Origin of the sequence: Ralstonia chuxiongensis (assembly GCF_024158925.1) — a bacterium.
GTDB lineage: Bacteria > Pseudomonadota > Gammaproteobacteria > Burkholderiales > Burkholderiaceae > Ralstonia > Ralstonia chuxiongensis.
This window is the reverse complement of record NZ_JAMYWC010000005.1, coordinates 271,026-283,368: the sequence shown is the minus strand read 5'-3', so window position 1 is coordinate 283,368 and position 12,343 is coordinate 271,026. Positions and strand designations below refer to the sequence as shown.

At 63.7% G+C, this 12,343-nt stretch carries 13 protein-coding genes; 12 read left to right on the top strand and 1 reads right to left on the bottom strand.

The window, feature by feature from the left end; translation table 11 throughout:
• Positions 1-2 precede the first annotated feature (2 nt).
• From NKG59_RS18400 to NKG59_RS18350, 11 genes are all read left to right on the top strand, one after another.
• Positions 3-506, top strand: a complete 504-nt coding sequence (locus NKG59_RS18400; RefSeq protein WP_253539773.1) for a phage major tail tube protein — start codon at positions 3-5, stop codon at positions 504-506.
• Between the two features lie 23 nt (positions 507-529).
• Positions 530-850 (top strand): phage tail assembly protein, encoded by a 321-nt coding sequence (locus NKG59_RS18395; RefSeq protein WP_253539771.1) that lies wholly within the window; start codon positions 530-532, stop codon positions 848-850.
• A gap of 92 nt (positions 851-942) precedes the next feature.
• Positions 943-3,255 (top strand): phage tail tape measure protein, encoded by a 2,313-nt coding sequence (locus NKG59_RS18390; RefSeq protein ID WP_253539768.1) that lies wholly within the window; start codon positions 943-945, stop codon positions 3,253-3,255.
• 11 nt (positions 3,256-3,266) lie between these two features.
• Complete coding sequence (locus tag NKG59_RS18385) at positions 3,267-4,145, top strand: phage tail protein (protein ID WP_253539765.1); 879 nt, start codon at positions 3,267-3,269, stop codon at positions 4,143-4,145.
• Entirely contained in the window at positions 4,120-4,326 is a 207-nt protein-coding gene (locus NKG59_RS18380) for a tail protein X (protein WP_102079707.1), read from the top strand. Before NKG59_RS18385 ends, NKG59_RS18380 begins: the two co-directional genes overlap by 26 nt.
• A gap of 3 nt (positions 4,327-4,329) precedes the next feature.
• A complete protein-coding gene (locus tag NKG59_RS18375; RefSeq protein ID WP_253539761.1) occupies positions 4,330-5,394 on the top strand; it encodes a phage late control D family protein in 1,065 nt (354 codons plus the stop codon).
• A 116-nt stretch (positions 5,395-5,510) separates the two neighbouring features.
• Complete coding sequence (locus tag NKG59_RS18370; protein WP_253539758.1) at positions 5,511-6,425, top strand: hypothetical protein; 915 nt, start codon at positions 5,511-5,513, stop codon at positions 6,423-6,425.
• 157 nt (positions 6,426-6,582) lie between these two features.
• The gene (locus NKG59_RS18365; protein WP_253539755.1) at positions 6,583-7,221 is read left to right on the top strand and encodes a glycoside hydrolase family 19 protein; all 639 of its coding nucleotides are present in this window, start codon (positions 6,583-6,585) and stop codon (positions 7,219-7,221) included.
• Positions 7,222-7,566 carry a hypothetical protein gene (locus NKG59_RS18360; protein ID WP_045203129.1) on the top strand — a complete coding sequence of 115 codons (345 nt, stop codon included), beginning with the start codon at positions 7,222-7,224 and terminating at the stop codon, positions 7,564-7,566. It abuts the gene before it with no gap.
• Between the two features lie 264 nt (positions 7,567-7,830).
• Complete coding sequence (locus NKG59_RS18355) at positions 7,831-8,352, top strand: lysis system i-spanin subunit Rz (protein ID WP_253539752.1); 522 nt, start codon at positions 7,831-7,833, stop codon at positions 8,350-8,352.
• 197 nt (positions 8,353-8,549) lie between these two features.
• Positions 8,550-9,473, top strand: a complete 924-nt coding sequence (locus NKG59_RS18350) for a lysozyme inhibitor LprI family protein (protein WP_253539749.1) — start codon at positions 8,550-8,552, stop codon at positions 9,471-9,473.
• A 668-nt stretch (positions 9,474-10,141) separates the two neighbouring features.
• On the opposite strand, the gene NKG59_RS26430 is transcribed toward NKG59_RS18350, so the two are convergent.
• Complete coding sequence (locus NKG59_RS26430) at positions 10,142-10,783, bottom strand: BRO-N domain-containing protein (RefSeq protein WP_301288188.1); 642 nt, start codon at positions 10,781-10,783, stop codon at positions 10,142-10,144.
• Positions 10,784-11,856: 1,073 nt separating this feature from the next.
• Between NKG59_RS26430 and NKG59_RS18335 the strand changes: the two genes are divergently transcribed.
• A complete protein-coding gene (locus NKG59_RS18335; RefSeq protein ID WP_253539733.1) occupies positions 11,857-12,276 on the top strand; it encodes a hypothetical protein in 420 nt (139 codons plus the stop codon).
• Positions 12,277-12,343: the final 67 nt, after the last annotated feature.

The following is a 12,343-nucleotide window of genomic DNA, read 5'->3' as shown; positions in this document are numbered from 1 at the left end:
CGTTGGTACCCGAGACACTCTACAACTTCAACCTGTTTGTTGATGGCACGAACCTCGCCGGCAAGGCGACGGAGGTCACGCCGCCCAAGCTGAAGATCAAGACCGAGGACTACCGAGGCGGCGGCATGGATGCGCCCGTCAAGCTGGACATGGGCATGGAGGCGATGGAAGCGTCGTTCTCGCTCGTCACGCTGTCCACTGCCGTGCTGAAGTTGTTCGGCCTGGCTGATCAGAACGCCTTCAACGGCACTTTCCGTGGCGCAGTGCGCGGCACCGACGGCAAAACGCGCAGCGTCGTCCTTGTCCTGCGCGGCATGCTCTACGAGGTCGACCCGGGCTCATGGAAGCCCGGCGCGATGTCCGAATCCAAGTACTCCGTCAGCGCCAACTTCTACAAGCTGGAGATCGACGGCCGCGTCTGGCACGAGATCGACGTGCTCGGCTGCAAGCGCGTCATCGACGGCGTTGACCAGCTCGCGGAAGTGCGCGCCGCCATTGGCATGTAATGCCCCACAAGAGACACACCAAGATGCAAACCACCACCATCAAGCTGAAGTTTCCCGCCACCGCCAACGGCGTCAAGGTCAGTGCGCTCACGCTGCGCCAGCCCACCGTGCGAGACATGCGCATCGCCGGCCAGCAGTCGGGCGGGGATGAAGAACTGCGCGAGATCCTGCTCTTCGCGTCCGTTGCTAGCGTCGGGCAGGACGACATCGAGGGCCTGACCTACGTCGACTACCAGCGCGTGCAGCGCGGCTACTTTCGGCTGCTGGCCGACCGCGAGGCTGCCGATGCCGGACCTGAAGCGCCTGGCCAAGCGCCTGCTCGCGATGGGCGTCAGCCCGTCTGACATTGACGCCATGACGGTCGACGACATGGTGTGGTGGTTGACCGACTGACGCAGCAACGCGCCCCAAACGCCACCACGCAGCAGGAGAACGGATGGCAACAAAAGACATAGCCCTTGGCATCCTCATCGGCGGCGCGGTCAGCTCAACCCTGGGCCGTGCCGTCAACGAGGTCGGCACCAAGCTGGAGGCACTCAAGAAGCGCGCCGGCGAGGCCCGCGTCTGGCAGAACACCATTGGCGAGACGCAGCGCCTGCAGCGCGAGTTCCGCGATCTGCACGCCGCAGGCGACCGTGCGGCAGACAAGGTGCGCAGCAAGATCGAGCGCAACACCCGCGCACTGCGCGATGCCGGGTTCGAGGTCGACCGGCTCGACCGCTCGTACCAACGGCTCGGCCGCACCGCACGCGGGCTGGAACTGCGTGCGCGCGGTACCGAGCTGTTCGCCAGCGGCCGAGACCGCCTGCGCAACACCATTGGCGACACCGGCAAGTTTGTCGCCGCCGCGGCAGTGCCAACCGCTATCTCTGCCGGCTATGAAGCCATCATCCGCGACATCGCCATCAAGGCGGGTGCGGCGCGCACTGACAAAGAGCGCGAGATGAGCAGCGGCATTGCCGCCTCCGCACAGCAGAGCGGCATCGGCCGCAACGTACTGGCGGATGCCGTCAACCAGATGGTGTCGGCCGGCATGGATATTGACCGCGCGCTGTCGTTCGCCCCGCTGGTGGGCAAGTTCTCCGTCAGCCAGGGCGCAGACCCGAAAGAAACTGCGCGGATGATCCAGGCGCTCGAGCAGAACGCCAAGATTGTCGACCCAGCCAAGATGGCGCAGGCGTTGGAAACCATCGCGTTTCAGGGCAAGGAAGGCTCGTTCGAGTCGAGCGATATGGCGCGCTGGTTCCCGGTGCTGCTGGCCGACATGCAGAAGTTGGGCATCGTCGGCAATTCATCGGTCGAGCAGCTCGGCGCGCTGTTGCAGGTGCAGATGAAAACCGCAGGCAGCGCCGATGAAGCCGCCAACAACACCAAGAACTGGTTCTCCAAGATCGGCAGCCGAGAGACGGCCAGCAACTACGCCAAAGCCGGCATCGACTATCAAGCCAAGATGCGCGAGGCCATCGGCAAGGGCTGGAGCACGATGGAAGCCTCCTTCGTGCTGGCCCGCGCGTACATCGAGCAGGCCGACCCCGAGAAAGCCCAGCAACTCGCCGCCGCGGCCAAGCAGTTCAACGGCGAATCCGACCCCGCCAAGCGCGAAGCGCAGATGCGGGCGTTTGAAGAGACCATGAAGACCGGCGATCTCTTCAACGACATGCAGGTCAAGGCCGCGCTCACGGCCTACATGCAGAACACCGATCTGTACCAGCGCCTGAAGAAGGAGGGCGCCAAGGCCACCGGCGAGATCGAGAAAGACCTGGAAGACCGCCGCGCCAGCTCCAAACAGAAATGGGCCGAAGTCGGGCAGGCGTGGGATGAAGCCATGCGCCGCATTGGCGATGCGCTCAAGCCCGTGACCGATAGCGTGGCGGATCTCGCCACCGGCGCGGGTAACTCCGTCGGCAAGCTGGCGGCGGAATCGCCCAAAGCGACGGTTGCCATCGGCGGCGTGCTGGCGTCGATTCTGGCGTTCCGCAGCGCCCGCGCCGTGTGGTCGATCGGCAAAGGGCTGACCAACCTCGCTCGCGGCACTGCCGTTGCTGCAGGCGTCGGTCGTGCGGCGGAGGTGGCCGGCACTGCCGCCAAGGTTGCACCGGCCGCAACAAAGGCGCCCGGCGTGCTGGGCGCCTCCGGCCGGTTCCTGAAAGGCGCAGCGCCCAAGCTGGGCAAGGTCGGCTCTGTCGCGGGCGTTTTGGCGCTGGTGGGCACGGCTGGCATGGCAAGCGCACAAGCGGCCGACGGCGCCGGCACAAAGGCCGACAAGGCCAAAGCCATCGCCGGCATTGGTGCAGGCCTCGCGGGCGAGCTTGCCGGCGGCGCAGCAGGGCGCGCCATTGGTGCAATCGCCGGCACAGCCATCGCCGGGCCCATCGGCACCGTTGTTGGCGGGCTGCTCGGCGGCATGTTGGGTTCGTACCTTGGCGGCAAGGCCAGCAGCGCCGCAGCCGGGCTCGCCTTGGGAGATACCAAGCCCAAGGCCGAGCTGACCACCGGCAAGCCCGTCTTGCCCGCCGGCGCCGCAGAGGCCCTCGGCACGGTCAGCGCGCTCGCCAAGGCACCACCGGCGGCACCGCCGCAGGTCGACCAACGTTTCGAGTTCGCGCCGCGCATCGCGCTGACGGTACACGGCGACGTCAAAGACCCGCGCCAGCTTGCCGAGGAATTGATGCCGCACCTGCGCCGCCAGTTTGACGACTACGCCGCGCAGCAACGCCGGGCAGCCATGTCAGATCGCCCGCACCTGTAACGGAACACACCATGGATTTTCAGACCTTCGCATCCGCAGCGGCAACGCATGCGGCGCGCGCTGCCGAGCATGTCAGGCAGATGGAGCGATTGCTCGACAAGCCAGACGGCACGGGCGAAGCCAACGCCCAGCGCCGTGAGGCGCAGGCCTTGGGTGACCTGAGCAGCGCCGGTGCCGCGCTCGACGCTGCCGCTGAAGCCATTGGCGGCGTAGGCCGAACGACCGCCGGCAGAGGCGCAGCGCAGCGCGCGCTCGGCCTGACGGATACCGCGCTGGGTGCCATTCAGCGCACCGCAGTGGGCGAGCGCTTCAACACCGTCCTGCGGGCCGCGCAAACCACCGGCGACGCACTGGCAACCGTGCGCCGCCGCCTCGATGCCGTGCTGCCCGCCGTCACGTCCAACGTGCGCAGCCTGGTGCCCAGCTACGCGCTTGGGCCCGACAAGATCCTCGGCGCCGGCCAAGCCGCAGGCGCCACCGAGCGCCTGCTCGTGCTGTCCACTGACGACGGCGAACAATTCCAGTTCGGCCTTAGCACGGCTGCATACGACCGCCTGCGCCGCGAGACCCGCTACAACATCGCCGCGCAAGAGCGCATCCAGCGGCAAGAAGCACTGCAAGCCGTGGGCGCCGGCGGCGACACCATCGCGGTATCGGGCGCCATCTTCACTGCCGGCGGCGCCGGGGCAGGGCAGCTTGATCGCCTGCGCGCCATTGGCGCCGCGCTCAAGCCCGTGCAACTCACCACCGGCTCGGGCGACGTGCTCGGCCGCTACTTCCTCGACCGCGTGGGCGAAGAACAAGACGCGCTGCTGGCCGATGGCACGCCGCGCAAACAGGGTTTTGATTTGGAGTTCCGACGCTATGGCGATGACTATCAGAACATCTGACGGCGACGTGTTGGACGTGCTGTGCTACCGCGCATACGGCACGCTGGCCGGCACGGTGGAAGCCGTGCTCGATGCCAACCCCGGCTTGGCCGCGCGCCGCCAGCCCTACGCCGCCGGCGTGGAGATCTTCCTGCCCGATCTCACGCCCGCGCGTGACGAGCCCATCCAGCTTTGGACGTAACCGATGGAAGCGCAATTTGAAGTTCTGGCAGACGGCAAAGACATCACGGCGCTGCTGCGCGATCGCGTGCTGGAGATCCGTTTGACCGACAAGCCCGGCATGGAAGCCGACCGCTGCGAGATCCGGCTTGATGACCGCGACGGCAAAATCGCGTTCCCGCCCAAGGGCGCCAAGCTGCGTATCTCCTTCGGCTGGGCCGGCAAGGGCCTATCGACGCGCGGCACATACGCCGTTGACGAGATCGAGCTCAGCGGCCCACCGGCCACCATCGTCATACGCGGCAAGCCGGCCGACATGCGTGCCACCGCCAAGGCGCAGCGCAACGCCAGCTACACCGGCACCACGCTGGCCGCCATCGTGGCGAGCGTGGCCGCGCGGCACGGCTGGAAACCCGCCTGCACGATCGAGGCGCAAATCGACCGCGCCGACCAGTTTGGCGAGAGCGATCTGCACTTCATCACCCGGCTCGCGCGCCAATACGGCGGCACTGCAACGGTCAAGGGCGGCCGGCTCATCGTCTCCCCGCGTGGCGGCGGAAAGTCGGCCGATGGCAAACCGCTCGCGGCCATCGTGCTGCGGCCGTCAGACCTCATGCGATACCGCCTGACGTTTCCTGATCGCAGCAGCGTTGGCGGGGTCAGAACCCGCGCACACGATGCCAAGACCGGTCGCAAGATCGATCTGTACATCCCCAACCCGGAAGCGCCCGACGGCGGCCCCGCGCAGGCAACGCATACCGAGCGACACGTGCACGCCAGCGTACCGGCGGCAAGGGCAGCCGCCAAAGCCAAGCTGCAACACATGAACCGCAGCACCGCCGAAGGGGAACTGGAGATGATGGGCCGTGGCGATATCAGCGCCGAGAAGACGCTGCGCCTGCAAGGCTTCAAAGCCCAGGCCGACGGCGACTACCTGGCCGAGACGGTCACGCACATCTACGCCAACAAAAGCTGGCTCGTGAACGTGAGCCTGAACGGCGGCAACACCGGCAAGGCCAAGGCTGGGCAGGGTAAGGCCAAGAAGGCGGCCAAGGTGACCAACCTGGTTATTCCTGTGCCGCCCAAATGAGTCGCTCTTTGGTGATTCGGCGCGGGGCTTTGCAATTAGACGGGGGAGAATTGGCAGATAATCTCCCACACCCCATGAACAGCCCAATCCCAGTCAGCCGGCCTCCCGTAGACGAAATGACCGAAATCAAGCGCGGTTCCGAAGGACGCTGGTTGCTGATTACCGCACTTGTGCTGTGGGTGTTTCTGCTCGCGGTCGCTTCCGTCCATGTGAGCAGGACTGTGCGTCAGCGAGCGGCGGACATTGCTGGCGGCCGGCCATACTGCATCGTCGCCGCAAATGTCTTCCAAGGCCGGCAACGCGTTGCAAGTGGGCTGATGGACACCCTTGGCGGCATCATGTTCGGTCTCGGTGGGCGCAGTCACGCAATCTTGATCGTCGGATACAGTGAATATCCCGAACGCTTCCATTGGTCGTACTTTGCCAACGACTTCGAGCCCGGCGTGCGGGGTCCTATCGATGCATGGTGTGAACATTGGAAGTTTGACTACGCAAAGCTGTCCCCCCGCGACTATGAGGAGCGGGTGTCGTTCAAAGTACATGGAGTCGACTACCGCGTACCGCTTGCATACCAGCCGAGGCACGACGAGGACGGTTTCTACATCCACGCTCGCTATCCGGAATTTGTGGCAACGAAGCAGGAGACGTGGGACACAATCTCCATGGCGTTCGGTACCAAGTACCTCAGAGCGGATATGGCACAACGAATCGCGGCGGGGGCGCCGACGCTGGAAGGTGCGACGGAAATCACAGGTCCGTTGGCATCTGCCAAATCGATGTCCGACTATGCCGCGATGGCACCTTCAGGGATCTTGTTCTCCCGAGATGGCAACGGGCAGGTTCGAACGTTCATCCGGTGCATGTGGTCCCCGATCGCCGGATGCGCGCACGTTTTCCAGCGAGATGGGATGAGCTACAGCATCGGCTACCACAGCACAGACATCGGTTCGTGGCGCGAACGAGAAGAGGCGGTGGTTCGCCTCATCAACAGCCTTCAAGACGGTGGCAACTGGACCGCGCCTGGATCGTAACGTCTTCGCGCTGTCAGCCCACGTGCCGCTGATCTAGCGCATCACTTCTCCCTACCCGGGAACGGCGGTCTCCCCCCAGATTGCCGGTCCTATGCGTCCACCGATGTGGACCAGTCCAAACAGCCCGCCACCCGGCGGGCTTTTTCATTTCCAAGCCATGAACAAACACACCTTCAGCAAGGCAGCAGCCCTGCCGCCCGCGCTCGCCGATCGCTGGTGGCCGCACATCGAGGCCACGTGCAAGCGCTTCGGTATCTCCACGCCCGCGCAGCAGGCAGCCTTTATTGCGCAGATCGGGCACGAGTCCGGCGGGTTCATGCGCGTGACGGAATCCTTCAACTACGCCGTGGCCGCGTTGCCGGCCATGTTCTCGCGCGTAACCCCGGCACTGGCCGTCACGCTCGGCCGCAAGCCCGGCGAGCGTGCCGTGCCGCTCGAGCGACAGATGCGCATCGCCAACATCGCTTACGCCAACCGCTACGGCAATGGCGATGCCGCCAGCGGCGACGGCTGGCGCTACCGGGGCCGCGGGCTGAAGCAAATCACCTTCCTGGCCAACTACCGCGAGTGCGGCCATGCGCTTGATCTGGATCTCGTTACGCACCCCGAGCTGCTCGAGCGCGATGAATACGCCGCGCTCTCCGCCGGTTGGTACTGGTGGGCCTTCGGGCTGGGCAAGCTGGCCGACGCCGGCAAGTTCGACGAAATCACGCGCCGCATCAACGGCCCAGCCATGGAAGGCGCAGAGCCGCGCCGCGCGCGCTGGGCGGTCGCCAAACAAGCATTGGGAGCATGAATGGCAGAGCAGACAGGTTGGGGCGCACTGCTGCGCGTGGTGGACACGATTCTGCCGAGCGCGGCCGGTGCGCTGGTGTCGCTGCGGTTTATTCCGGGCACGCCCGTGCAGCGTGTGGCGGCGCTGCTGCTGGGCATCGTGTGCGCGCATTACCTCGGCAACGGCGTCATCGGGTGGAGCGGCGTGCCAGTCGGGCTGGTGTCTGACGCCATCAAGTTCATCGCCGGGGTGTTCGGGCTGACCATCGTCGGCCACGCATATGGCGAACTTCCGGCGCTGCGGCGCCTGGTGCACGACTGGCTGCAGCAGGCAGCGCAACGCTGGACAGGAGGCCGCAAAGAATGACGATCAGCCAAAACGACGTGCTCACCGCCATCGACATCGTGGCGCTCGTGGCCATCTGCGCGGGCGCGGCGTGGTCTGCGCTCACCCAGGCCATTCCGCATGGGCTGCGCGGCGCGCTGCTGCTGGGCGCCGTCGCCCTGTGCGCGCTCGGCAGCGCCTCCGCCGCGCTCGATGCCACTCCCGACATTGCCACCGTGCAACTGCATTGCGCGCTGGCGGTGGCGGGCCTGTGGGTCACCCACATCATCCGACAAGGCAAAGCCAATGAACTTCGCAATCGTCCGGCTCCTGGCAGTGGCAGCGGTGGCTGCAGCCGCTGCGTGGGGCTGGCAAGCCAACCGCTACGACAAGACCATCGCGCAGATCCAGCGCGACCACGCCATCGAGCGCCAGGCCGCCGTCGATACCGTCGTGACGGCGCTGCAGGCTGCAATCGCCCGGCACCGGCAGCTTACCGACCAGCTCGACGCGCTCGACCGTACCCATTTCTCGGAGATGCAACGTGCCACCGATGAGAACACGCGTCTGCAGCGCGCTCTTGCTGCTGGCGATGTACGGATGTCAGTGCGCGCCCGTTGCCAGCCCGACGCCGGTGCCGGCGCAGGTGAAGATCAGCCCGGCGCCGGCCTGGGCGATGGAGCCGCCGGCCGATGTGAGCTATCTGGAGAGGATGCGGCGGATCTTGTCGATCTCTTCGCCGGGGCTGAGCGGGATGCCCAGAAACTGAGATACTTGCAGGCGCGCGAACGTGCGGTCGAGGGGGCTGGCGTTTGCGTCCAACCATAAAGAGAGCGGAAAGCGCAGAAGTAAGACCTTGTCTGCGCAATCCGAGCCGCAATCGCGCCCAACCGATGAGATCCTCGCTCCTGCTTACAATGCTGTTGTGTGTCGGGCAAGCGGCAATTGCAGCATCCGGCTACCCCAACACAGAATCCATGTCGTCAGACATGGTCGACAAGCAGTCCGCATGGTATCGAGCCTGCATGACTGCGAAGGATGCCGTCCCACCAACCTCGGATCTTCCTTCCGATGTACAGCGGCAGTCTGCCGCCACCTGCGTCCCAGACGACTTCTACTACGACACAAAACACCTTCCCCATCGTACAGACGCCGACTGGGCGCGAGTCAGGGCCTGCGCGTTCGCTAAAGACGATGTAGGCGTGTTGATGATGCTTTACGCGAATGGCTACGGCGTCAAAAGGAGCCCGGCAATTGCGGTGCGGTTTGCCTGCCTTCTCGGTGGGGCGCCCGCAGAGGAAAAGATGCGGGTTTTCCACCTATCGACGATGGACGGTAAAGACGGAGGGGCGGAATTCGATATTTGCGACGACGCTACAAGTGGGTTCATGGCCGGCTATTGCACGCATATTGAAGACCGACAGCGCGCTCAGGAACGAGCCAAAGTCCTCGCGAAGTATGCGCAAAAGTTGAATGGGCGAGAGCGGAGCGCATTCGAACAGCTGCAGACGGCGTTGTCAGCGTTTGCTCAGCGGCGCGGTGATAGCGAGACAGACATGATGGGTACTGCTCGTGCCGCCCTCGCCATTCAAGCTAGCGTCGATGAGTACGACGCTTTCATGAGCCTTCTTGGCAAGGTTGAGGCTGGCACGCTAGAGAAGTCCGACACGGCTAGAGTCAACGACCTCAATCAGGAGATGGACCGGGTACTGCACAAAGTCAGGTTGTCCAAGGGAGTGGAGGCCGACTCCTCAGGCAGAATCGGATATACGACGATTACGAAGGCCAACGTCGTTGAAGCGCAGCGTGCCTGGCTTCAGTATAGGGATGCATGGATTCACTTCATCGGGACCCATAGGACCCCGGACATAGATACTGATTCCCTTGCCGCCCACCTGACAACGCGAAGAGTGGAACAGCTTCGGACCCTACTCGAAGAGGCACAGTAGGATCGGGAAACATGCGGAGCGAACCGGATTCTCCAGGCCCCGGCTGCTCGAATGCTTCTTGGCAGCCGCTTCCGACCAGGAGCGGACGTTCCATCCGGCGGACTGGACGGTGGACAATTGGACTTCGACCGTGGATTGACACGGTGATGTACGACCGCTCGTAGTCATATGTATAAGATCGTCCTTTCACTCGCCACTTTGGCGATTACGATCGTCTGGCTCGCAGGCGTTGACGACGGTTGCGTCGTAGATCTGCCGCGCGCACGGCAGCAGGCAGACGTCATTGCCCAAGAAATACAGAGCCTCAAAGAGCCCGGCCATTCTCCGCAAGAAGAAGGGCGTTTGGTGAAAATAGGCGGCGTGTGGATTACGGCGAGATTGCCCGCACGCGGATATGGCCCAGATGCCGATGCTGACCTCGCAGCGCGTATGCGCGGCCAAGGCTGGTCAGCGGTGGAAGCGCAGCCCCGCGTCTACTGCAAGAATGGGATAAGAGCCGCGTTGGAGCGGGGCCAGAACAGCGACAGCGGGTGGAGCATGGTAACGACCGTATTCGATTTCAGTGGGGCTGGCCCCTGCGGCTGCAGGCGCCCCAGCGCGTCCTGACTGCACCCAAGACCCGCACCGCCGCCAACTCAGCCAGCAATGCGAGCCCCATCCCACCCGCTCTACACCCCCGCCTCAATCAAATCCGAAATCTGCACCGACGCCCGCGCAAAGTCAGTCAGCGCGCGGGCGCGCTTGTGCCGATAGCTGCCGGCGGAGATGACGACGGGCTCTTTGGCGTCGTCGTGCTGCAGGACGATGAGCATGCCGGTGTAGCGGTCTGCCTGGTAGATGTGTTTGTTGAGCAGTTGCAGCGCGCGCTCGACGTCGGCGGGGTAGAGGCTGGCGAGCTCTTCCGGTGTGAGGGCTGCGCGGGGCGCGGCGTCGATGCACGGTTGTGCGGTGAACTGGCCGGTCTTGCGGATGGCCGGCAGGACGATGGACGTGACCCACTTGCGGAAGCGGTGCGGCACGGTGCCGGGCTTCACTGCGTCTCGGCAGCGGAGGACTAGGGCGTACATGCCGGATTCACTGATGACCGCCACGGACTGCATTCCGCCAAGGGTCTGCATTGAATGCAGACCCTTTTCTTCCTCATCCAATCTGCGAATTGCCGTTGCGTCCAAGTGCAGCGCAGCGCAAAGGTCTGTGGCTACAAACCACGGCTCGCCGTCTCGCAAAACAACACGGACGGCGTTTGATTCGAAATTGAAGGTGTTCGGGGTAAGGGCGAGCGCGGACGCGCCAACAGACGTGTTAGTCATAGTTGAATCCTTTGTTTTTTGGCTTTGAGGCCGCCCCCCGACGCCAATCAGGGGGCGGCTACCGAACGGAGTTGGCGTACCGGAAACAAAGGAAACCGGCCCAGCCGAAGCTGGCCCCGCCCGGAGCCGCCATAGGAGCAACTACGAGACACACGCAAACAACAACGCCGCGCGTAAAACGACAGCGCGGCTTGCTTGCGCCTTTGTATTCCGGGACGCCAATCCCGTGTGCCGGTGTTTCCGGCGACCGGCCGAGTATACGGCTGGTGCGGGGAGGGTGCAATGCTCCGTGACAGTGGTTCGCAAATGCGGCTGTGCGCGCCCATGACGCCCATGCATCGCCGAAATTCCGCGACCGGATAGAGAAAACGGCTCAATGGCGTTGGAGCTTGCCGGGGCTATGTTCAACAACGTAGACGCCGGGGTGCCAGATGAACACCGAGCAAACAATATGGATTCCGCGGCAGCTCTCCGCCATATGCGTTGTGGCTGCCGCGATGCTCACGTCTTCGTGCATGGAGCCGTCGTATCAAGAGCGGTCCGACCAATGCAGAAAGTTCTGCCTTGACAGGGGGATGTTCGGCACCCTGAAGCAAAGACCGGGGCCAATGTCTGCGAAGTCGAGTGCGGTTCAATACGACTGTTTCTGTTATTAGCCGAGGCGCCAGATGAGCCCCAAGAAGGAACATTACGTGGCCATGGCTGCTTTGCTCCTGGCATGGGGGGCGAGCGGTTTACTCGGCTACCTCACGCAGTCTCGGTTCTTTATGCTACCGGCGATGGTTTCGTGGGTCGCCTATGCAGTTTGGGCCCTTACGTTCGCATGCCGCAAATGCGGCACGCCGTATCTCTACGAGTCCAAGGGGATTTTTGTCGCCCCCACAGGCTTCCCGAAACAATGCAGGAAATGCGGGTGGCCCACTAATCAAAGGTATGGCGATAAGGATTGCGGCTGAGACTGCAGACCAGGGCACAGCATCTCATTGATGCTGAGCGACAACCGCTGTCGGTACGTTGGAAAGCTGCTCTAATTGGCCGCGGGTATCATCTACCTGCGAAAAATAGGGGGGGCTATGAACAAAAAAGGCCACTTGATTCTTGCTGTGGGTACGTGCCTGTTGCTCGTCTGCTGCTTAAGCGCTGCGGCAGCGCAGTCTAGAACGTTCGAGGAACGACGCCATATAGCTCAGGCGCTGGAAGACAACAGCAAGACTGTGCAGGGTTATCTCTCCAGCGAGATGTATCCTGCGATCGGCAGCGCGATGGCCGACGCAATGCGAAATTGCTTCGAGCGCTCCGGGGCTAGCTCTGAGCCATTCTCGCTGGTCGCAGATGTCTCCCAAGACGGACGGTTTATGCAGATTGCATATGAGCCGAAGTCGAACACTGCTGCATGCTTTGCTAAAGCGATCTCGTCGTTTCGGGTGCCGGCACCGCCCGCTCTTGGGCAGGAGTCATTTCCGATCGTCATGGACATGACGATCAAGCCCTAAGCTGGACTAGCCGCGCGCATTCCGCAATCTAATCGAGGTTATTGACTGTTGGACCAGTTGCCCCGAG